The organism is Streptomyces sp. NPDC015220 (assembly GCF_043079345.1).
In the GTDB taxonomy this organism is placed as follows: Bacteria; Actinomycetota; Actinomycetes; order Streptomycetales; family Streptomycetaceae; genus Streptomyces.
In genome coordinates, this window is the sequence record NZ_JBIBUK010000022.1 from 57,406 (window position 1) to 78,003 (window position 20,598).

At 70.6% G+C, this 20,598-nt stretch carries 18 protein-coding genes and 4 pseudogenes; 7 read left to right on the forward strand and 15 right to left on the reverse strand.

Going from position 1 to position 20,598, the window contains the following annotated elements; translation table 11 throughout:
* Positions 1-28: 28 nt before the first annotated feature.
* Both ACF061_RS31215 and ACF061_RS31220 read right to left on the reverse strand, forming a co-directional pair.
* On the reverse strand, positions 29-1,108 hold the full coding sequence (locus ACF061_RS31215; RefSeq protein ID WP_392270353.1) for a class I mannose-6-phosphate isomerase: 1,080 nt from the start codon (positions 1,106-1,108) through the stop codon (positions 29-31).
* On the reverse strand, positions 1,105-1,944 hold the full coding sequence (locus ACF061_RS31220) for an SDR family oxidoreductase (protein WP_392270354.1): 840 nt from the start codon (positions 1,942-1,944) through the stop codon (positions 1,105-1,107). The genes ACF061_RS31215 and ACF061_RS31220 overlap by 4 nt, the downstream gene beginning before the upstream one ends.
* 365 nt (positions 1,945-2,309) lie before the next feature.
* Here ACF061_RS31220 and ACF061_RS31225 point away from each other — a divergent pair.
* Positions 2,310-3,086 (forward strand): annotated as a pseudogene (locus ACF061_RS31225) (thiamine pyrophosphate-binding protein); the annotation flags it as partial.
* A gap of 786 nt (positions 3,087-3,872) precedes the next feature.
* Here the strand turns inward: ACF061_RS31225 and ACF061_RS31230 are convergent.
* Positions 3,873-4,025, reverse strand: coding sequence for a hypothetical protein (locus ACF061_RS31230; RefSeq protein WP_392270355.1), 153 nt, complete (start codon positions 4,023-4,025; stop codon positions 3,873-3,875).
* Between the two features lie 158 nt (positions 4,026-4,183).
* Complete coding sequence (locus ACF061_RS31235) at positions 4,184-5,095, reverse strand: aminoglycoside phosphotransferase family protein (RefSeq protein ID WP_392270356.1); 912 nt, start codon at positions 5,093-5,095, stop codon at positions 4,184-4,186.
* Positions 5,096-5,456: 361 nt separating this feature from the next.
* Here ACF061_RS31235 and ACF061_RS31240 point away from each other — a divergent pair, with 361 nt between their 5' ends.
* The gene (locus ACF061_RS31240; RefSeq protein WP_392270357.1) at positions 5,457-6,641 is read left to right on the forward strand and encodes a serine hydrolase domain-containing protein; all 1,185 of its coding nucleotides are present in this window, start codon (positions 5,457-5,459) and stop codon (positions 6,639-6,641) included.
* Between the two features lie 128 nt (positions 6,642-6,769).
* Here ACF061_RS31240 and ACF061_RS31245 read toward each other — a convergent pair.
* From ACF061_RS31245 to ACF061_RS31255, 3 genes and pseudogenes are all read right to left on the reverse strand, one after another.
* A pseudogene (locus ACF061_RS31245) lies at positions 6,770-7,055 on the reverse strand (transposase); the annotation flags it as partial.
* Positions 7,056-7,159: 104 nt separating this feature from the next.
* Positions 7,160-7,810 (reverse strand): LuxR C-terminal-related transcriptional regulator, encoded by a 651-nt coding sequence (locus ACF061_RS31250; protein WP_392270358.1) that lies wholly within the window; start codon positions 7,808-7,810, stop codon positions 7,160-7,162.
* Entirely contained in the window at positions 7,798-9,036 is a 1,239-nt protein-coding gene (locus ACF061_RS31255) for a histidine kinase (RefSeq protein WP_392270417.1), read from the reverse strand. The genes ACF061_RS31250 and ACF061_RS31255 overlap by 13 nt, the downstream gene beginning before the upstream one ends.
* A gap of 116 nt (positions 9,037-9,152) precedes the next feature.
* Between ACF061_RS31255 and ACF061_RS31260 the strand changes: the two genes are divergently transcribed.
* Positions 9,153-10,025: a CPBP family intramembrane glutamic endopeptidase gene (locus tag ACF061_RS31260; RefSeq protein WP_392270359.1), complete on the forward strand. Its 873-nt coding sequence runs from the start codon at positions 9,153-9,155 to the stop codon at positions 10,023-10,025.
* A gap of 299 nt (positions 10,026-10,324) precedes the next feature.
* Here ACF061_RS31260 and ACF061_RS31265 read toward each other — a convergent pair whose 3' ends face one another.
* The gene (locus tag ACF061_RS31265) at positions 10,325-10,594 is read right to left on the reverse strand and encodes a hypothetical protein (protein ID WP_392270360.1); all 270 of its coding nucleotides are present in this window, start codon (positions 10,592-10,594) and stop codon (positions 10,325-10,327) included.
* 725 nt (positions 10,595-11,319) lie between these two features.
* Positions 11,320-11,427 (reverse strand): annotated as a pseudogene (locus tag ACF061_RS31270) (winged helix-turn-helix domain-containing protein); the annotation flags it as partial.
* Positions 11,428-11,770: 343 nt separating this feature from the next.
* Here ACF061_RS31270 and ACF061_RS31275 point away from each other — a divergent pair.
* A complete protein-coding gene (locus ACF061_RS31275; protein ID WP_392270361.1) occupies positions 11,771-12,277 on the forward strand; it encodes a hypothetical protein in 507 nt (168 codons plus the stop codon).
* A gap of 356 nt (positions 12,278-12,633) precedes the next feature.
* Positions 12,634-13,104 (forward strand): annotated as a pseudogene (locus ACF061_RS31280) (aldo/keto reductase); the annotation flags it as partial.
* On the opposite strand, the gene ACF061_RS31285 reads toward ACF061_RS31280, so the two are convergent.
* From ACF061_RS31285 to ACF061_RS31305, 5 genes are all read right to left on the reverse strand, one after another.
* Positions 13,105-13,230 (reverse strand): hypothetical protein, encoded by a 126-nt coding sequence (locus ACF061_RS31285; protein WP_392270362.1) that lies wholly within the window; start codon positions 13,228-13,230, stop codon positions 13,105-13,107.
* Between the two features lie 377 nt (positions 13,231-13,607).
* Positions 13,608-14,225, reverse strand: a complete 618-nt coding sequence (locus tag ACF061_RS31290; RefSeq protein WP_392270363.1) for a DUF6461 domain-containing protein — start codon at positions 14,223-14,225, stop codon at positions 13,608-13,610.
* Between the two features lie 184 nt (positions 14,226-14,409).
* Positions 14,410-15,069, reverse strand: a complete 660-nt coding sequence (locus ACF061_RS31295; protein WP_392270418.1) for a DUF2064 domain-containing protein — start codon at positions 15,067-15,069, stop codon at positions 14,410-14,412.
* 14 nt (positions 15,070-15,083) lie between these two features.
* Positions 15,084-15,782, reverse strand: coding sequence for a glycosyltransferase family 2 protein (locus ACF061_RS31300; RefSeq protein ID WP_392270364.1), 699 nt, complete (start codon positions 15,780-15,782; stop codon positions 15,084-15,086).
* A gap of 172 nt (positions 15,783-15,954) precedes the next feature.
* Entirely contained in the window at positions 15,955-17,013 is a 1,059-nt protein-coding gene (locus tag ACF061_RS31305) for an NAD-dependent epimerase/dehydratase family protein (RefSeq protein WP_392270365.1), read from the reverse strand.
* 80 nt (positions 17,014-17,093) lie between these two features.
* Between ACF061_RS31305 and ACF061_RS31310 the strand changes: the two genes are divergently transcribed.
* Positions 17,094-18,467, forward strand: a complete 1,374-nt coding sequence (locus ACF061_RS31310; RefSeq protein ID WP_392270366.1) for a glycosyltransferase 87 family protein — start codon at positions 17,094-17,096, stop codon at positions 18,465-18,467.
* A 33-nt stretch (positions 18,468-18,500) separates the two neighbouring features.
* On the opposite strand, the gene ACF061_RS31315 is transcribed toward ACF061_RS31310, so the two are convergent.
* Positions 18,501-18,950, reverse strand: coding sequence for a GtrA family protein (locus ACF061_RS31315; protein WP_392270367.1), 450 nt, complete (start codon positions 18,948-18,950; stop codon positions 18,501-18,503).
* A 453-nt stretch (positions 18,951-19,403) separates the two neighbouring features.
* On the opposite strand from ACF061_RS31315, the gene ACF061_RS31320 reads away from it, so the two are divergent.
* A complete protein-coding gene (locus tag ACF061_RS31320) occupies positions 19,404-20,597 on the forward strand; it encodes a molybdopterin-dependent oxidoreductase (RefSeq protein WP_392270368.1) in 1,194 nt (397 codons plus the stop codon).
* Position 20,598: the final 1 nt, after the last annotated feature.

Here is a 20,598-nt window from a genome sequence, read left to right on the forward strand (position 1 = left end):
TCTGCCGGGGCAGCAGGCGCCCGACGTATCAAGCTGACGATGCGATGAACCGCCGCAGGAGCGGCAGTGGGTAGCCGGCGGCGAGCAGCGGGCCGCGGACGTCGCGGTCGAGGTCGGGCAGGTAGCCGAACAGGACGTCGGCCGGTCCGGTGATCTCGACGTCACCGCACGCGGCGGGCAGCAGCAGTGTCTCCGCCCGGCCGAGCTCCTCGCTCCACGCCCCGGCCCGGACCCGCACCGGGGCGCCGACGTTCGACAGGATCTGTGCGGTGGCGAAGGACCGGCGCAACGGCTCCGCCGTTCCGGCACGCCAGCGTTCCAGGGCGAAGTAGGGGCCCGCGCACAGGAAGACCCGCTCCACTCCGTCCCCGGCAGCTATGCCCAGCCCGGGCATGAAGTCCGGCCGGCTCTCCAGGTCTGCCTGCCGCATCAGCATGTCGAGGTTGGAGCGGTGTTCCTCGTCGCCCACCGGGGAGCCGTCCTCCATGTTCCAGCGCATCGCGTGCTGCTGGATGTCGGACGTCTGCTCGATCTCGTGGACGAGGGTGTCGGGCCCGAAGCTGTGCAGGACCCCGCCTGGCACGTAGAGGGTCTCGCCCGCGCGCACCGGCAGACGGCGCAGTACGGCATCGAAGTCCTGGGCCTCCAGCGCGGCACGGAGCTGGTCTGCCGTCACCCCGGCCTTGACGCCGCACAGGGCGGTCGCGCCGGGGGCGGCGTCCAGGACGTGCCAGGCTTCGGTCTTGCCGTTGGGCTGCCCTTCCAGGAGCCGGGCGGCTTCGTCGTCGGCGTGCAGGTGCACAGGCAGGGTGCCGGTGGCGTCGATGAACTTGGTCAGCACGGGGAAGCGCGCACCGGAGAAACCGGCGCCCATCAGTGGTTCGGGGTGGTCGGACAGCACCTGGTGCAGGGTCCGGCCTGCCAGCGGACCGTTGGTCACCACGCTGCGGTGGCCCTCGACGTCGCTGCATTCCCAGGTCTCCGCGACGCTCCAGTCGGGCAGGCCCCTCTTGCCCAGGCGGCGGGCGATCGCGTGGCCGCCGAAGACGAGGGGTTTCGCCGTGACGGTCAGCCGCAACGGGTACAGGGCCGTGTCCCCGGCGCTCACAGGATCGGCTGCCCGCCGGTGACGGCGATCCGGGCCCCGGAGACGTAGGCGGCCTCGTCGGAGGCGAGCATGACGTACACCGGCGCCAGTTCGGCCGGCTGGCCGGGCCGGCCGAGTGGTACCTCGGAGCCGAAGCTCTCGACCTGCTCGGGCGGCATGGTCGCGGGGATGAGCGGTGTCCAGATCGGGCCCGGTGCGACGCTGTTGGCGCGGATGCCCTTCGACGCCAGCATCTGGGCCAGCGAACCGACCATGTTGGCGATGCCGGCCTTGGTGACGTCGTACGGCAGCAGCTGCGGCGGCGGACTGTCGGAGTTGACCGAGGTGCTCCCGATGATCGCCGAGCCGGGCCGCATGTGCGGGACGGCGGCCTTGGTCAGGTGGAAGAAGGCGCTGAGGTTGATCGCCAGGGTACGGTCCCACTCCTCGTCGGGGATGTCCGTGAGGGAGTCGCGCGTCATCTGGTAGGCGGCGTTGCTGACCAGCACGTCGACCCGGCCGAATTCCTCGACGGCCTTGTCGACGACTGAGCGGCAGTGCGCGGGGTCGGCCAGGTCTCCGGGCACCAGTACGCACGTGCGGCCCGCTTCCCGCACCCAGCACGCGGTCTCCTCCGCGTCCTCGTGCTCGTCCAGGTAGGAGAGCAGGACGTCCGCACCCTCACGGGCGTAGGCGATCGCCACCGCACGTCCGATCCCGCTGTCCCCGCCCGTGATCACCGCGGCCTTGCCGGCCAGCCGCCCGGAGCCCCGGTAGCTGTGTTCACCGTGGTCGGGCCGGGGCGTCATCTCGGCCGTCACACCGGGCGGGACCTGCTGCTGACGAGGTTGGGACATCAAGGCTCCAGAAACGGGCGGGCTGGTCGGGGACCGGCGCCGGGCTCAAGCGGACCAGCACGCGGTGTCGGCGCCGAGTACCCAGCTGGGTCCGGCCCGCACACGGAGCGCCAGCCCCGCGACTCACGGCGAGGTACGCGTCCCGCTCCGGCCCCCCGGACGCGTCCGAACACCGGGCCCCCCAAGGAGGCGGCCCAGGGACCCCGTCACCGTGCGGTATCCGCCCGGCACGGACGGCTTCCGGCGACGTTTTCTTTCCAGCGGGACGGTTACCCATGGTGTCGTGCCGTTCCCGCGCGCCCGCTGTTCCGGGCGAGGCGGCCGAGGGCGGTCACGGCGTACGCAGGGCCAGAAACGGGGTCGCCATGGCCAGCACGAAGGTGTCCGACTACATCCTCCAGCGCCTGCGCGAGCGGGATGTGGACCATGTCTTCGCCTACGCCGGGGACGGCATCAACGGTCTGCCGGCGGCTCGGGGACGGGCGGAGAACAAGCCGAAGTTCGTGCAGGCCCGGCGCGAGGAGATGGCCGCCTTCCAAGCGGTGGGGTACGCCAAGTTCTCCGGCAAGGTGGGGGTGTGCGCGGCCACCTCGGGGCCGGGAGCGATCCACCTGCTGAACGGGGTCTACGACGCCAAGCTGGACCACGTCCCCATGGTGGCGCTGGTGGGGCAGACCTAACCGCAGCGCGATGGGCGGCAGCTACCAGCAGGAAGTCGACCTGCAGAGCCTGTACAAGGACGTGGCCTCAGAGTTCTGCGAGACGGCGATGGCGCCGGAGCAACTGCCGAACTTGATCGACCGGGCGATGCGCACGGCGTACGCGAAGCGCACCGTCACCGCGATCATCCTGCCCGCCGATGAGCAGGAGCTGGACTACTCGCCGCCCACCCACGCCTTCAAGATGGTGCCCTCCAGCTTGGGCCTCGGGCGTTACGCGCCGGTGCCGGCGGACGAGGACATCCAGCGGGCCGCCGTGGTGCTGAACTCCGGCGAGAAGGTCGCTGTCCTGATCGGGCACCTCAGCGCGGGGCGCGCGCGGAGGTGGAGCAGCTTGCCGACGTGCTCGGCGCCGGCGTGGCCAAGGCGCTGCTGGGCAAGGACGTCCTCCCCGACGCACTGGCTGCCGACCGGCCGTTCGTCATCGATTTCCGAACCGACCCGGCCGTTCCGCCCATCCCGCCGCACGCCTCGCTGGACCGGATCGAGGCCGCGGCCACCGCGATCTTGCACCAACGCTCGCGCCGGGCGTCCCAACACCCGTCGACAGGTAAGGGTGAACGCTTCCGTCGTTGTTGATGGACAATCCCGCACCAATGCACACCCCGAGGCAGGCATCTCCGCCGATGTCGAACGACAGCAGTCCGTTGGGGTCGATGCGGTTGACGGGGTCGCCTTCGGCGTAGAGGCTCGTTGACGGTGATGGACGACATCTGGTGTAGGTGCGCTTGCGGCCGGTGACGTTGTCCGTCATGGTGCGGATCTTGCTGCCGTCGGTGGCGTTGTCGGTGCCGTAGCCGTAGGTGTGGGCCGGGTTCACCGGGGTGCCCTGGTGGGAGGTCACCTTGATGCTCTTGGGGCGGCTGGAATGGTCGACGTCGACCTTCTGCACCGTTCCGCCGGGGTAGGTGGTCGTGGTGCGGAGGTCGTTGTTGTTGTACTTGGGGGAGGGGCGTCGACCGAGGGTCCACTTCTGAATGGGGAATGGTTGGAGTGTCCTGCCGAATCGCATGCTAAAAGCGGGGGCCGTTATCGAAATCCTGCAAGAATGCGGCGTTGGTGTGACGCTCAGGGAGTAACGCTCTACTTTCGTGCTTGGCGCCCTCGCGGCCGTCGCCACCGCCTACCTGACCGGCTGCTATGCCCTGTTCCTCACCGGTCGCTGCGCCGCCACCACCAGCCCGCCCCGCATATATCGACTTCGGCTCGTCAGGGTGACGCCGGCTCGTCGAGGGCCAGGCCGGTGCCGGCTATGAAGCCGTCGAGGGTGGCGGGTCGGTACCGGAGGCGTTTGAGCCGCTTGCGGACGAGGGTTTCGAGCCGGTCGAGGACGATCACGGCGAGGTTGGCCAGGGGCCGCACGGGTGGACAAATCCTGGTCGCGGAAGCCGTGGATCCGCAGGAGCAGCCAGGGCATGTGCCGTGGCGGGATCACCGGAATCATTCGAAACGGCTCACCATCGACGGGGCGGTTCAACCGTAGCGGGCCAGCCTGATCGCGGTAGCGAGCAGGATCACGGTCAGGATGGGGATGAGTACCAGCTCTGAAGAACACGATCGAGCGCTGCCCGGCCTGCCGGCCCCCACGCCGGCTTGCCGCCAGGAAGGCCCTGGTCCCCGTTCTGGCCCATCAGCATGAGGAACAGGCCTTTGAAAACGGCCAGCCCGCGGGCGCGCCGAACCGTCGCCTCGTCCGCATGCGCGTACACGTCGAAGAACCGTGAGGCGGCACCCGAGGGAAGGAGCACCCATGCGGCCGCGAGGTCCCACGCCGGATCGCCGGCGAACATGTCGCCGAAGTCGATAACGCCCGAGAGTGTCCCGTCCGAGACGACGACGTTCGCCGGATGAAGGTCGCCATGCACCCAGAGCGGCGGCCCCTCCCACTCGGGCGCCGCGACGGCGTCGTCCCAGACGGCCCGGACATCATCGGCAAGGTCGTCGGGGACGACGGCACGGAAGAAGTGGTCGAAGCCGTCCATGCACTTCTTGGGGTGCTCGCCGCGGTCCTCACTGACCGGCGCGTCAGCGGGCGCCTCCACGTGGAGCGCCCTGAGGAAGCCCGCCAGGGAGTCGGCCGCGTGGCCGCCGCGGCTGATCGAGGAGTAGTCCAGTGGCTTGCCCGGAACCCACGTCATGACGGTCCAGGGCTTCGGGAAGCGCGCCGACGGTTCACCGATCCGCACAGGGTTCGGGATCGGAAGCGGCAGGCGCGGAGCCAGAACCGGCAACCACCGGCACTCCTTGCGCTGAAGACCCGGGGCGCGTTCTGTCCGCGGCATGCGCACGGCCAACTCGTCCCCAAGGCGCCACTGCTGGTTGTCCCACCCGCCCGCCACCTCGCGGATGGCCAGCCCCGCGAGGTCCGGATGCTGCTCCTGAAGTAGTTCGTGGACCAGGTCTGCGGTGATCTCGATATCGGAGTCGGTCATGCGAGGCCACAGTACTGGGGCAGGCGTAGTCACCGGCCAACGTTCGCAAGCTGTCGTGCTCCGCACAAACTGCCGTGCTCCGTCACAAACCCATGATCCACCTTCTCACCTCGCGTGTTCGATTTTCTGTTCTATAACGTGGTGAGGGAGGTGGTGACCGTGATGACAGCAGAGCGGGGGGCCGGCGCGCGGGGTGGCGACGGTGATGCATGCGCGCTGCCCGGACCGCCTGCCCGAAGAGGCCTACCGGCAGATCAGGCCAGCGTCAGACTGGTGACGGCCCGCACCGGGGGTTATCCCCCGTTCTGATCTTGAGGTGCGCCGGATCGCGCCCCCGCTGGGGCGAAACTAGCGTTCGACCATGACCTCGACTCTGCGAAAGCACCTCGCCATGGCAATCGGTGTCGCTACGTTGCTCGCCGCAGAGGCGGGCACGGCCGTCGCCCAGCCTGCCGGTCCCTCCCTCGTGGAGCAGTTACGCCGAGATGCCGCAACGATCCACGCCCTCGGTGTCAGCGGTGTGCAGGCCCGCGTCATTGGGCCTGACGGTCGGCAGTCGGTGGCCACCAGCGGCACCGCGGACCTGACCACCGGTCGCCCGGTCTCTTCCAGCGGCTACTTCCGCATGGCCAGCACGTCCAAGACGCTGGTCGCCACCGTGGTCCTCCAACTGGAGGCCGAGAGCAAGCTGTCCCTGGACGACACGGTCGACCACTGGCTTCCAGGAGTGGTGCAGGGTAACGGCAACGACGGCACTCCAATCACCATCCGCCAACTCCTCCAGCACACCAGCGGCATCCGCGACAACCTGCCGGGATACACCGCGCCGGAGGAGTACTACCAGCAGCGCCACAACGTCTACGAACCCAAGCGACTGGTCGACCTCGCCATGGCCCACGAGCCGGAGGACTTCGTGCCTGGCGAGGGCTGGGCGTACTCCAACACCGGCTACGTTCTGCTCGACATGATCATTCAGAAGGCCACCGGTCAACCCGCCCACCAAGAGATCGAGAACCGCATTCTGCGCCCTCTCGGCCTCAACCAGACCCGGTGGATGGGCACCTCACCCACCCTGCCCCGCCCTCACGCCCAGGCCTACCAGCTCTTCGGCCCCGGCTCCCGGGTAAACGTCACCGACCAGATACCGGTGGACTACGAGAATCTTTCGTGGGTCACGACCACACGGGACGAAAACCGCTTCCTCCGCGCGCTGCTCGACGGCCGCCTGCTGCCGGCACGGCAGCTGGCCAGGATGAAGCAGACCGTCCCCGTGAGCGCGGCGGTCCAAGAGCTGTGGCCCGACGGCCGGTACGGACTCGGCCTGGTCGAACGCCCCCTGAACTGTGGAGGAACCTACTGGAGCCACGAGGGAGGGGACGGCGGCTACATCACCCTCAACGGCGTCACCGATGACGGGCGTCGAAGCGCCGTGGTCTCCATGTCCGAGGCCCGCGGCGACACCAAAGACCACATACTGGAGCAGGAGAACGCGGCCGGCGCCCTGATCGACCACGCACTGTGCGTCGGCGGCCCCAACACCCGGTGAGCGGGCGCGTCGTCGCGGTGAGCTCGGCGCGACGCTCGCTGATGCCGCAGATGAACGTCGCGCACCACTTCACCCCAGGTCCCTCTTGGGCTCACCTCGGCGATACCCCTAGAAACATGCGGCGATCAGCCCCCGGCAGACGCCGGTTTCCTCGGCCAGCTGGGGGTGGCGCCTTCGCGCGCCAGGCGCCTGGTCATGGGGGTGATGGCGAGCGGCCCATGTGATCAAAGTTTCGAAGTGCTGGACGAGCCCTTCATAGTCCCGTGCATGTCGGCGGGCGTGCATCATCCACGCAAGACTGCGCTCGACGACCCAACGACGTGGGAGTACGACGAAGCCGGATGCGTCCTTGGAGCGGCTGACGGGCTTGATCGTCAGGTTGAGGTGCTCTTTCGCGTGATCGAGGCACCTGCCGGTGTCGACGTCAGTGATCGTCGTCCGCCCCACGGCCCAGGGGCGACGACCCGTCCGTGGGACGGTGGCCGCGGAGTCCAGCCGTTCCGACGTGCTCGGCCTCGTCAGGGTTCGCGCTGGGGAGCGCCTAGGTAGGTGAGGACCGCGAGGACGCGCCGGTGACCGCTGTCCTCGGGCGGCAGGTCGAGCTTCAGGAAGATGTTCCCGACGTGCTTGTGCACGGCCCGTTCGGTCACGACGAGGCGTTGTGCGATCTCGGAGTTCCCGTGCCCCTGGGCCATCATCGCGAGCACTTCGCGTTCGCGGTCGGTGAGCCGAGCCAGGGGGTTGCCGCGCGTCACGAGCAACTGCCTTACCACTTCCGGGTCCAGCACCGTGCCCCCGGACGCCACCCGGTGCAGCGCCTCCAGGAAGTCGTCGACGCGGGCGACGCGGTCCTTGAGCAGATAGCCGACACCGGTGCCGTCGGCGAGCAACTCCCGGGCGTACGTGTCCTCGACGTACTGGGAGAGGACGAGGATCGGGAGGCCCGGGACGCGTTCCCTGGCGTGCAGTGCGGCCCTGATGCCCTCGTCGGTGAAGGTCGGCGGGAGGCGGACGTCCACGACGGCCACGTCCGGCCGGTGGGCGATGGCGGCGGTCACGAAGGAATCGGCGTCCTCAGTCGTGGCGGCCACCTCGTTACCCAGTGCCTCCAGCATCGCGGAAAGCCCGCGCGCGAGCAGCACGTTGTCCTCGGCGATCAGGATGCGCACGGGCACTCCACGGTGATCAGTGTGGGGCCGCCGGGCGGGCTCTGCACCCGCACCCGGCCGTCCACCGCCTCGACGCGCTGCCGCATGCCGCGCAGTCCGGTGCCGCCGCCCTCGGCCGCTCCGCCCCGGCCGTCGTCGGTGATCTCCGCGCGGAGGATGCCTCCGTCCCTCGCCAGGGTCACCGCCACGGCACGGGCGTGGGCGTGCTTGGCCGCGTTGGTGAGCGCCTCGGTGACGGCGAAGTACACGGCGACCTCGGCCTGCGCCGGTAGGTCCCCGAGTTCACCGACGTCCACGGTGGCGGAGACAGGGCAGCGGGCGGCGACCGCAGAGACCGCGCCGCTGAGACCCCGGTCGGCGAGGATCGGCGGGTAGACGGAGCGCAGCACGTCGCGCAGCTCGGCCATCGCCTCCTCGGCTCCCTCGCGCGCCCGGGCCAGCAGGGGGCGCACCGCCGCCGGGTCGGAGCCGAGGGCCCGCTCGGCGAGCCCGAGCTGCATGGCGAGGGAGACCAGACGCGCCTGGGTGCCGTCGTGCAGGTCCCGTTCGATGCGGCGCAGCTCGCTGCCGTGCGCGTGGATCGCCCCGGCACGCGTCCGGTCCAGCGTCGACACACGTTCGGCGAGGATCGCGGCGGCCGAGGGGGCCAGCAGCCACCGGCTCACGGCCGCCAGCAGCCTGGCGAACAGGGGCGGCCCGAACAGGGCGAGCAGCACGCTCAGCAGGAACTGAGGCACTCCGGCGTAGACCACGGCCCCCCAGCCGTCGATCGGGACGTCCAGCATCAGCCTGATCGGCTCGTCCGCGGGGAACAGCCACCACAGGCCTACGAGTACGAGCACGGCCGCAGGGAACACGAACAGCGCCGCGCCGAAGCACCCGAGCACCGTGCCGGCGATCATCATGCAGGGCGCCCACCGCAGGTCGCGGCCGGTCGCGGGGTCCGTCAACACCGCCAGCAGGCGCTTTCGCGCGTGCGGTCCGGCCGGTGTTGTGGGTGTCGCCGCCCACCGTCCCAGACGCTCGCGCTCGTGGTCGGCCAGCCGGCGCAGCAGCCGCAGTTCGAGCGGGAGGACGAGCAGGCCCACGCCGACCAGGCAGAGCACGGCCGAGTACACCAGCACGGGCACCAGCACGAGCAGGGCTGGCCCACGCGCGAACACACCAGCGCAGTATCCGGCCGCACGGACCGAACGCGCCGCGCTCACCCGGGTCTTCGAGAACATGTTCACGGCGGCCAGTCTTCCCCCTCCGGCGTCGCAGCGCAGTGGAGCGCGCTACACCATCGGTCGGTGAGTGTGCACGATCGATCCGGTCACCGCGGGGTTCGTAGCGTCACGTCATGACACGAACGAACCTGCCGGGCGGTTCCCGCCCCGGTCTCGCGCCCTTCCTGGTCATCAGCTTCGTCGGCGCGTGGCTCACCATGATCCCCCTGTGGATCGACGGCCTGCGTCGCACGAGCGCGGCGCAGGGGACCCCGCGACTCGCGGCACTGTGCATGATCCTCATGATGCTGGTGCCGGCGCTGACCGCCCTGGGTCTCACCGCGCGCCACCGGGGGGCCCGTGAGACCTTACGGGTCCTCGGGCTCGCCCGGGCCAGGCCGTGGCGGTACGAAGTCCGTTTCGCCGCCGTCGCGTTCGCGATCCCGCTCGGCCTGACCGCAGCCGGTCTGATCGTGGCGACGCTCGTCGGCTGGTACACCCCCGCGCACCTGCCCGGGCCCGCGACGATCACAGCGCTCGCGCTGAGCGCGCTGGTGTCCGTTCCGCTGTACTTCGGTGAGGAGCTGGGCTGGCAGGGTTACCTGCTGCCCCGTCTGCTGCGCTACGGCAGGACCCGCGGCCTCCTGCTCGGCGGTGTGATCTGGGGGGCGTGGCACGTTCCGATGACCGCGCTCGGCGGCAGCTACCCGGGCCATTCCGTGCTCCTGGGCATACCGGTCGCCGTGATGACGGCCATGCTCTTCGGAACGGTGATCGCCACCGTCCGGCTGGCCACCGGGTCGGTGTGGGCGGCTGTCGCGGCGCACCTGTCGCTCAACGAGTTCGCGCTGCCGCTGACCCGCACCGTCTCGGGCTACCTCGTCGACCCGCTGCTCGCCGGGCCGCTGAGCATCACGACCTGGCCTGCGAGCGCCCTCGCAGTGCTGAGCATCTGGCTGACCAGCCGAACGCGGTGCGAGCCCGACGAACGGCCGCTGCCGACCTGAGCGGCGCTCGTCGCGTCGACTCCTCCAGGCCCTTTCGTCAGTTCCTCAGCGGCTTGCTCCGCACGGCCGATCGAGCTCGACCACGGCATCGAGCAGTTGGAACGGCTCGCCCGGGACCACTCCCGACCGCTGCCGTGAGGGCCGGAGGGGTCAGGTCGTGCCGGAACACGACCTGACCCCTCCTCGTCCGTGCCTCCGTTCGGGGTTCGGAGGGGCTGGTCGGCGTCGGCCATGGGGGCGCGTTCCTGATGTGCAGGCCGCCGATGGGGCCCACGGAGTGTCGATGCCGTGCTCGGCACTCACGGCGCGCAGATCGGGCTGGGCGAGGAACGGGTGCAGTGCGACTCGGTTGACGGCCGGTACGACCTCGGTGCGGGTGAGCAGGGCAGCGAGTACGCCTCGTTGTACATCGACCCTTTCGGGAAAGCTTCCGCCTCCTCCGGAGTGTTCAGGATGCCGCGCTCCAGGCGCGACTCAGCACCCCGGCCCTTCGCGGTGCGCAGCTTGTCGGCCTGCCCGAGCATGCCCTGCAGCCGGCTCTCCAGGCCGCGCGAGGATGCCCTGCACACTCGTGGACCTGGAGAAGATCCCGGCCCTCTTCCACCCGTGCGTCACGGAGGACAAGGCCAGCCCTTCGGCCATCTCAGGATCGGGCTGCGTGTGCCGCCGGACCTTCTACGACCCCGAGTTCGAGCTGCCCGTCGTGGGCGAGCACCGCCGCGGACATCGGCGACCGGGACGCCGCGGCGGGCCTGCTGACCCGGCTGCGCCGCCTGCACCGCGACATCACGCCCTGCCCCCCGGCGCAGGAGCCGGTGACCGCCTCCTCATGCGCTCCGTCATCTTCTCCTGAAGCGGGGAGCCCCGGACGATGCCCGCCGGGCGCTCGCCGGGGCGCCCCAGATGTCGAGGCCCTGGGCAAGCTCCGTTGAGGTTTCGTACTCTGCTGGAGCGGGCGCGTGGCCGGCCGCCGCTGCTCGGTCCGGCGCGTGTTGGCCAGCGACCGCCGGGCCGTCGCGTACAGCCACGGCAACACCGCTCGGGCGGTATGTCCCCCAACCGGTGCCACGCGGTCGAGAACACCTCGGCCACGCCAGGAGTTCAGGTTCGTCCCCGCTCAGGGCGGCAAGTACGAGATCCGCACCCTCGGGGACTGGTGCGTGCCCGCGGACGGCGGCTCCGCAAACGGCGCCCGGATCAGCCTGTACCCCCGCGACACGGCCGACCAGAAATTCACCGTCGACGGACCCACATGCCCAGGGACATCTCCTGCGGGCATGGGGCCCAGGGGTGTCGGCCACGTCTCCTTCATCCAGCCGGCCACTGCGGTCTCATCCCGCTCGATAGCCCGCCGGGCGGGGACCTGGCAGCTCCAGCCGTGCCGCTTGAGCAGGGCGGCCACCCTCCGAAGCGCCGGGGGTAGACAGATTGTGCCCACCCCCATACAGTCCGTACCGGGGCCTGCTACTGCAGGAAAAGGGGGCGGAAAGCATGACTTACTGCGGTATTCCCTGTTATCCCGCACTTCGGCGAATTCCTGCCTTCGCGACCACGGGAAGCCGATCACAGACCCGGTAGGGCCGTTCGGTTCGCCTCAGCGGCTCCCCGCCGCGACGCGGTATTCGCTGAACGGGCACCTCCCTCCAGCCCCGCCATCACGTCATCACATCAGCGCCGCGGAATCTGTCGACGACGGCGCTCATCCAACTCCTCCGCGATCTCTCCAGACGGAAGGAACGGCCGACATGGCTTTATCGGAAGCCGACCTCGCGAAGCTAGGGGACACTCCGATCACGATCCAGTCGACGCACTACCCGAACGTGTACCTGCGTATGGACGGGACTGGCGTGACCGCCCCCAGTGATCCCGGCGGCGGGAAGGTGAACTGTCAGTACGGCACCGGCGCCTGGACGACGTTCAAGGTCCGGCCGCAGGCCGACGGCTCGTACGCGTTCGAGTCGGTGGCCTTCCCCAGCGTGTTCCTGCGCATGGACGGCACCGGGGCCCCCACCGACATGAGCAGCGGGGGCACGGTCAACTGCCAGTCCTTCATCGGCCCCTTCGAGAAGTTCCGTGCGCGCGCCCAGACCGACGGTTCGTTCTCCTTCGAGTCGGCGACCTTCACGAACATCTTCCTGCGCATGGTGACCGGCAGCGGGGTCACCACCGCCACCGGCCCCGGCGGAACGGTGAACTGCCAGTACAACGCCAACGGCGGCGGCGACGAGAAGTTCTTCCTCGACAAGGCATAGCTTGATCCCTTCCGGCCCTGTGGCTTCGCACGGGCCGGAAGGGAAGCATCTTGATCCGGTTGACGTGCCCTTCGACGACGCCGGAACTCCCGGGCAGAGTGAGGCCGGCGATGACGGCGTCGCCGTCGCGGTCAATGCCTGCGGCGACGGCGCGGAGGCTGGGCAGGACGTCCTGCCGGACGGCGTCGAGCCAGTCGGGCAGGCGCTCGCCCGCCGGCCGCGGGACAGACACTGCCAGAGGCTGCCGGCAACAAGCGGGGTCCGGCCCGTGCGCTGTGTGCACGGGCCGGACCACAGAGACGTCATGCTCCGGTGAGCACCGGAGTACCCGACAGTTCCACGCCCGCCTGCCGGAGTTCCTCACAATGCAGGACCACTACAACCTCATCCGCCGGGAAGCGGAGTGGGAGATGCTCCCGCTCCGCGCCGACCAGGGCATCGGCGTGATCCCGTGGAGCCCGCTGGCGCGGGGCAGGCTGACGCGGGTCCGGGGCGCCGCCACGGCGCGTGCCGCAACAGACCCGGGCGGCGAGATCCTCCACCGCGACGGGGACCAGGCGGTGGCCGAGCGCGTCCACGAGATCGCGGGCAGGCGGGATCTGTCCCCGGCCCGGGTCGCCCTGGCCTGGGTCATGCGCAACCCGGTGGTGACCTCGCCCATCGTCGGGGTCACCAAGCCGGCCCAGCTGGCCGACGCGGTCGCCGCGGTGGACGTCGAACTCGACGAAGACGAGGCCGCCTACCTGGAGGAGCCCTACCAGCCGCACGAGGTCGTCTACCTGGAGGAGTCCTTCTACAAGCGGCAGCCCGTGGCGGGCTCCCGGTAGCTACCGCCGGGCCTTCGACGAGTTCTTGGCCTCGGCCTTCGCAGCCCTGTGGTCGGCCCGGCGGTGCTTGCGGGCGGTCGCGCCCAACTGCATGATCCGCGCGCTGCCCGCCAGCGCAGCGAGCACGGCGGAACACCAGGTCGGTCACGCAATTAATCTCGTCGCTGACCCTCGCCACCAGACAGCGGCCGGAGGTAATCGCCTGAACCGACGGACCAGCCACGATGCTCTCCCAACCAGCCCCGGCACACCGCGCGGAGTCACGGCGAGAGTCTGACGGTCCCTGGCTCGCCCAGGACGTTCTACTCAGCCCGCCACTCCCATGGGAGACACGCTCGCGTCCACGATCAGCCCGCGGATCAAATGTCATGATCGGATCAGGAACAGGCACGCAGCTTGTTCTTTATCTACCCGCATGGCCTTGCAGCCGACCTAACGCTGCTCGTGCGCGGGGTTGGGGAGCGGGTGTCGTGCGTATCGGTGACATCGATGACGACACCGGTTCAGTGCTCGGTGGGGATCTCGACGGTGCCTGTCGAGTAGGTGCCGTCTTCGAGCATGTTCGCAGTCAGGTGGACGCCGGTGAGCTCTTCCGCGAGTGCGAGGTAATTCTCCAGGTCACAGGCGCCGGCTTCAAGGTCGAACCCCGTCTGGTGCATGAGGTCGAGGAGGTGGTCCGGTGTGCTGCCTTCTCGATGGAGGGGACCTTCGAAGCGAGTGCGCAGCTCACCGTCCTCCCACCAGGAGAACAGGGACATGGCGTTCGGGCTGCGGAAGTGCGAGACGCCGCGGGTGCCGCGAGTGGCGTGCTTCATCGCATCGGTGTGGATCTCGATGCCGCCGTTGATCTCAAGTGCCAGGACCCAGTCGGCGTCTTGGTCGTGGACCAGGGTGGCGCCGACGAACATGCGGTCGCCCCAGTGGTCCTGACCGTCCTGGAATTCGCGGTCCCGGGCGATGAAGTCATCGAAGCCGTCGCAGTCTTCCTGTGGCTGGGCGCCGATGCGGTCGAGGTACTCACGCGGAGTGAGCCCGCGAACCAGCGTCAGGGTGTAGCCCTCGAGCAGGAAGCCGTGGTGGAAGTCGCGGAGCCAGGCGTGGGCGGCCGATTCAGCGTTCATGGGTGGCCATGGTGCCAGGCGCCACTGACAGGCCCCCGTCCAGCCGCCGCAGCCCGTCACGGCCGACTATCGGCCCCGCTGGGTCTGATGCAGGTTCGGGTGACAGATTCGGTCACGCGGCATCGGTAGCAGCGGCCTGCTCATCGGGGTCGCGCGGCAGCGAGACCAACGGCGACTCTCCGGCTCAGGAGAGTAGGTCGTCAGAGTAGCGCTTGAAGAGGGTGGCGAACCTCGATCCCGGCGCCGTGGCCGCCACCTCGGCCGCGTCGGGTGCTGTGTCCACGTCGCGCAGGAGTGGCAGGTCGCGCACCCGAAGGCCCGCCCTGGTGAGGCGGTGGCGCTGGGCGGCGCCGGTGTATGCGGTGGACATCGGGATGTCTCGCAGCAGCGCTGGATCGGGTGCGGCCAGGCCGAGCGCCCAGAACCCGCCGTCCTCCGCAGGGCCGAACCAGGCGTCGCACTCCCGCCATGCGCCGGGATCCAGTACGGGGGCGAGGAGCTTCGGGGTGAGCTGTGGGGTGTCCATGCCGACCAGCAGAGCGGGGCCGTCCGCTACGGCGGCGAAGGCGGCGGCCAGCCGCTCGTCCAGGCCGCCGGATGCCTGCGGGACCACCTCGATACCAGGCGGCAGCCAGCGTCCGGGCGCGCCGTCCAGGAAGAGCACTCGGCGGCGGGCCGGGCAGCGCAGCACGGTCTCGAGGGTGTCGGCGAGCGCTGCCTCCGCCAGAGCGGCCGCCTGTGCAAGGGTGAACGGCGGGGTGAGCCTGGTCTTGGCGTGCCCGGGCCGCGGCTCCTTGGCGATCACCAACAGCGCGGTCAGTCCGTCCGCGCTCTCGGGCGTCATCCCGGCCGGGCCGCTCACCGGGGTGCTCCCGCCGGGCTCCGCGGCGGCTCGCTGAGCACCGCGCGCATGTCGCGCACCGCGTACCAGGTCCCACGCCAGGTACCCGTGACCTTGGAACGGCCGGCGCGCGGGTAGTACGGTACGTCGACCTCGCGCACTCGCCATCCGGCGTCGGCGGCGCGGACGACCATCTGCAGGGGGTAGCCCGACCTGCGGTCGGTCAGGTGCAGGTCGAGCAGGGCCTCCCGGCTGGCTGCCCGCATCGGGCCGAGGTCGTGCAGGCGCAGGCCGGTGCGGCGGCGGATCAGCCGGGCCAGCTCGTGGTTGGCGAGCCGGGCGTGCAGCGGCCAGGTGCCGTGCGTCGTCGGCCTGCGCCGCCCGAGCACCAGGTCCGCCTCACCGTCCAGGACGGGTTGGGTGAGGGACGGCAGCAGCCCCGGGTCGAGGGAGGCATCGCAGTCGCAGAAGCAGACCACGGGCGCGGTGGCGGCGCGCAGCCCGGCCGCGCAGGCGGCGCCGAACCCGCGTACCGGTTCGCCGACGACGTGCGCGCCCAGCGAGGCTGCGAGCTCGGCGGAGCTGTCGGTCGAGCCGTTGTCGACGACTATGGCTTGCCAGCCGGGCGGGATCCGCTCCAGGACCCAGGGGAGGGCGGCCGCTTCGTTCAGGCACGGGAGTACGACGTCCGCCGGGGGCCGATGCCTATCGGTCACGTCTTTCAGCGTACGAAGAGTATTAGGACGGCGCGCCCGGATCTCACCTGATTCGCGCCGCCGCGCCGTCTTCGATGCCCGCTGGTGCGGTTCGGATGCAGGGCGCTTCCGTCCGATGAGGGCCCCAACGTCTTAGGCGGCTGCGGGCTCGAGGCCATCTCCCGCACGCGCCTCATCGAGGCGCCGATGGCTGGCCGCGCAGGGGGGCCTTCGCGAACTCCCGCATGCCGACGGCGAACGGTACCTGGGGCAGCCAGCCGAGTTCCTTGCGCAGCCGTGACGAGGAGGCGGTGATGTGGCGGACGTCGCCCAACCGGTACTCGCCGGTCACCACCGGCTCGGGCCCGCCGCAGGCGTCCGCGAGCGCGGTGGCCATCTCACCTACGGTGTGCGGGCTCCCGCTGCCGACGTTGTAGGCGCGCAGCGTCCCTGCCGGGATCGCGGCGCCGACGGCGTCGGCCGCCGCCAGGTTGGCGGCGGCTACGTCCGCGACGTGGACGAAGTCCCGGAGCTGGCCGCCGTCCTCGAAGACCCGGGGCGGCCCGCCGCGGGCGAGCGCGGAGCGGAAGAGTGAGGCCACCCCGGCGTAGGGGGTGTCGCGCGGCATGCCGGGCCCGTAGACGTTGTGGTAGCGCAGGGCGATCGCCCGGCCGCCAGTGGCCCGGGCCCAGGCGGCGGCCAGGTGCTCCTGGGCGACTTTCGTCGCCGCGTAGACATTGCGCGGGTCGGGTGGAGCGTCCTCCGGCACCAGGCCGGGGGTGAGCGGGTCGCCGCAGCGCGGGCAGACGGGCTCGAACCGTCCGGCGTCCAGGTCGGCTACCAGGCGCGGACCAGGCCGGACGGTCCCGTGGCGGGCGCAGTCGTAGTGTCCCTCGCCGTAGTACACCATCGAGCCGGCCAGGACGAGCTCGCTCACCCGCAGCCGGGCCATGAGCGTGAGCAGGACGGCGGTGCCCAGATCGTTGCACCCCACGTAGGCGGGCGCGTCGTCGAAGTCCCGGCCCAGGCCGACCGTCGCCGCCTGGTGACAGACCGCGTCCACCCCGCGCAGCGCCTCCTCGACCACCGCCCGGTCCCGCACGTCGCCGCACACGAACGCGACGCCGGGCGGGAACTGCGGCGGCTCGGGGGGCCGCACGTCCAACACGCGCACCCCGTGCCTGGCCTCGACGAGAGCCCGGACGACGTGGGAGCCGATGAATCCGGCCCCTCCTGTGACAAGGACGAGCATGCCTTCGAGGCTACGGCTGGATCAGGACACGCGGCGCCGCGAGGCCTGCCGCCACGCTGCCAGCTGCCACTGTGGCGAGTGTGGGAGTACGCACGCTCTGCGCCACGGCACTGCTCGCCGCCCTCGTTGCCGTCGTCGCCGCGACAGTCCGCATCGGCGGTGATCTCGGCCACCCGGCTGCGCTGCTGTACTGGTATGCCGCCGCGTGGGTGCTGTTTGCCGGAGCGGCGTGGATGGTGCGCCGCGTGCCGGTGCGCACCGCCGTGGCGCTGATCCTGGTCGGGGGGACCGCCCTGTGTGTGGCGGCGCTCTCGGCTTCGCCGCGCACCAGCGACGACGTGTACCGCTACGCGTGGGACGGTCGCGTGCAGAGCGCGGGGATCTCCCCGTACGCCTACCCGCCGAACGCGCCACAGCTTGCCCGGTTGCGTGATCCGTGGCTCTTCCCCGCCGGGACCGCGTGCCGCGGGTGGGATCTCCACTCGGGGGCGGATATGTGCACGCACATCAACAGGCCGTCCGAACACACGATCTATCCGCCCGTGGCCGAGGGGTGGTTCCTGCTGGTGCACGCCGTCTCCCCGGCAGGCGGGCGGCACAAGCCACTGCAACTCGCCGGTGCAGTGCTCGCCGTCGCCACGACGGTGGCGCTGCTGCTGGTGCAGCGGCGTACGCGTGGTGACACGCGGCGGGTGGCACTGTGGGCATGGTGCCCGGCGGTGCCGTTCGCCGCAGTCAACGACGCCCATGTGGACACGCTCGGAGTGCTGCTCACAGTGGCCGCGCTCGGCACGGCCGCGGGAGCACGCCGGGGAGCGCTGCTCGGGGCGGCGATCGCCGTCAAGCTGCTGCCCGTGCTCACCCTCCCCGGTGCGCTCTCGGGGGCGCTGGCCCCCGGGCATGCGCGTGCCCGGCTGCGGCACACGGCGAGCGTGCTGCTCGCCGCCGTCGGTGTCGTGGCGCTCGCCTATCTCCCGTACCTGCTGGCGTCCGGTACAGCGGTCCTGGGTCATCTCCCCGGCTATCTGCGCGAGGAGGGGTACCAGCCAGGTGACGTTCGCCGGTTCGCGCTGCTGCGGCTGGCGCTGCCGGACGCGTGGGCCGGTCCGGCTGCCGTCGCACTGGTGGCGCTCAGCGCCTGGTACGTCCTGCGGCGCGGCGATCCGGAGCGGCCGTGGCACGGATCGCTGCTGGTCACGGGTACTGCGCTGCTGCTCACCTCACCTGCGTACTACTGGTATGCGCTGCTCGTCGTGGCCCTCGTGGCAATGGGCGGCCCGTGGGAGTGGCTCGCCATCCCTGCCGCGGGCATCGTGCTGTATGTCGCGGACGCACTGCAGTGGCACGGCGTTCAGGTCTCCGCGTACGCGGTGGCCGCCGTGACGGTGCTCGCTGGTGCAGTCGTCCGGGCGCGGGCGCGTGGCAGCGGAGACGGGCGGCCGGACGGTGCGTGAGCGCAGGCATGCCGGCCCCATCGGCACGAGGGGTCATCGGTGTCGGCGTCTGAAGACGACCATCCGCAAGACGGTGAAGCGCACCACGGTCACCAGGGCGAAGCTCGGCGCGAGCACCAGGGTCTCCGCCGCTGGTGAGGAGGTGGGCCGGTAGTGGCGGAAGAGCAGGAGGGCGCCTGAGGTGACCAGGTACGCCAGGACGAATAGGCCACCCGCGGCCAGATGCGCCGGCAGGGCCCGGACCGCGGACCCGCGAAAGGTCAGTCGGCGGTTGGCCTCTGTGTTGAGGACGGTGACGACAAGAAGGGAGGCGAGATTCGCCAGGATGGGCGGCGACCAGTGGCGCAGAACCCAGTACAGCAGGGCCTGGGCCACCGTGGAGGCGACACCGATCACGACGAACCAGAGCACTTGTCTGGTCAGCGTGGAGCGGCCGGGCCGGGTGAAGGCGAAGGCGCTGTGCCGTGCGCTGGGGCGTCGCACCCCACCATCATGAGGCCACCGTGCGACGCGTCGAGCCGTGCGCAGCGCCGGTTCGACCGTTCGGCTGGCGACGGACACTGCATGCACGTCGGATACCGGAAGCCGACCCTATCTGTGTCACTTTACGGCTGACGACCTGGCAGGCACCGACGGCGCGGTGGAATTCGATCCACCCCTTTGGAGGTCGGCCCGGAACAGAGGAGGCGGCGGCCGATGGACGGTGGCGGACGGCCGATGGCCCCGGGCTCCGGCGGACCGCAGCGCCCGAGATCGGACGAGGGGCATGCGCACGGCCGCCTCGAGCGGGTCCGCGCTGCCGCGGCGGCGCGGGTGACCAAGGGGGCCGCTCGTGCCCGGGCCCTTGTGCGGCGGGTCGAGCAGACTCCTCCGCCCCCGGGGCCGTTCCGTCCCGGTTTCTGGCGCAGTCCCCTCCGCGGGCCCTGGCTGACGTCCGTGTTCGGCCTCGTGCTGCTGTTCGGCATCCCGCTGCTCTTCGTCACCGGGATGCTCTCCTACGCCTCCTACAACCCGGGACTCGACCGCATCAACGACCAAACCCCGGACAAGGGCCTGCTGGGCTTCTACCTTTTCGCCTGGCCCACCCATCCCTACTGGCTGTACCGGCTGACCCAGGGCGTGCACGTGACGCTCGGCGTGGTCCTCGTGCCCGTACTGCTGGCCAAGTTGTGGTCAGTGATCCCGAAGCTGTTCGAGTGGCTGCCGGTCCGCTCCGTCGCCCACGGGCTGGAGCGGTTGTCCCTGCTCATGCTGGTCGGCGGGGTGATCTTCGAATTCGTCACCGGCATCTTCAACATCCAGCTCTTCTACGTCTTTCCCGGCTCCTTCTACACCCTGCACTTCTACGGCGCCTGGGTGTTCATCGCCGCCTTCGTCGTCCATGTGAGCCTCAGACTCCGCCGGATGACCCGCGCCCTGCGCTCCCGCAGCCTGACAGCGGAACTGCGCACCGACCTCGCCCACACACGGCCCGAACCCCCCGACCCCGACGGCCTGGTCCCGACCGCTCCCGCGCCGCCGACGATGACCCGGCGCGGCGCGCTCGCCATGGTGGGGGGCGGATCGCTGCTCCTCCTCGTGGTCACCGCAGGACAGAGCACCGGCGGCCGGCTGCGCCGCACCGCCCTTCTCGCTCCGCACAACCGTACTCCGGGCAGCGGCCCGAACAGCTTCCAGATCAACAAGACGGCCGCGTCCGTCGGCATCACCCCCGCGCACGTCGGCCCCGCCTGGCGGCTGGAGATCCACGGCCCCGGCCCGACACTCGTCTACACCCGCGCACAACTCCTCGCGATGCCCCAGCACGCCGCCGCACTGCCGATCGCCTGCGTGGAAGGGTGGTCCACCCCCAACCAGCAGTGGAGCGGCCTTCGCCTGGCCGACCTCGCCGCCCTGGCGGGCCGCCCCGCCGCCGGAAGCGTCCTGGTGGAGTCCGTCCAACCATCCGGCCCCTACAGCTCGGTGGTCCTGCGAGGCAACCAGATCCACGACCCTCGATCGCTGCTCGCCCTGCACGTCAACGGCGCGGACCTCTCGCTCGACCACGGCTACCCGGCCCGCGTCATCGTCCCGGCCAACCCTGGCGTGAACAACACCAAGTGGGTGCACAGGCTCACCTTCAGGACGTGAC

Bases quoted from the DNA above. Each gene is read 5' to 3' on its own strand.
- ACF061_RS31220 (WP_392270354.1), bottom strand. From the start codon at position 1,944: ATGTCCCAACCTCGTCAGCAGCAGGTCCCGCCCGGTGTGACGGCCGAG.
- ACF061_RS31235 (WP_392270356.1), bottom strand. From the start codon at position 5,095: ATGACCGACTCCGATATCGAGATCACCGCAGACCTGGTCCACGAACTA.
- ACF061_RS31240 (WP_392270357.1), top strand. From the start codon at position 5,457: ATGACCTCGACTCTGCGAAAGCACCTCGCCATGGCAATCGGTGTCGCT.
- ACF061_RS31255 (WP_392270417.1), bottom strand. From the start codon at position 9,036: ATGTTCTCGAAGACCCGGGTGAGCGCGGCGCGTTCGGTCCGTGCGGCC.
- ACF061_RS31260 (WP_392270359.1), top strand. From the start codon at position 9,153: ATGACACGAACGAACCTGCCGGGCGGTTCCCGCCCCGGTCTCGCGCCC.
- ACF061_RS31275 (WP_392270361.1), top strand. From the start codon at position 11,771: ATGGCTTTATCGGAAGCCGACCTCGCGAAGCTAGGGGACACTCCGATC.
- ACF061_RS31290 (WP_392270363.1), bottom strand. From the start codon at position 14,225: ATGAACGCTGAATCGGCCGCCCACGCCTGGCTCCGCGACTTCCACCAC.
- ACF061_RS31295 (WP_392270418.1), bottom strand. From the start codon at position 15,069: ATGACGCCCGAGAGCGCGGACGGACTGACCGCGCTGTTGGTGATCGCC.
- ACF061_RS31305 (WP_392270365.1), bottom strand. From the start codon at position 17,013: ATGCTCGTCCTTGTCACAGGAGGGGCCGGATTCATCGGCTCCCACGTC.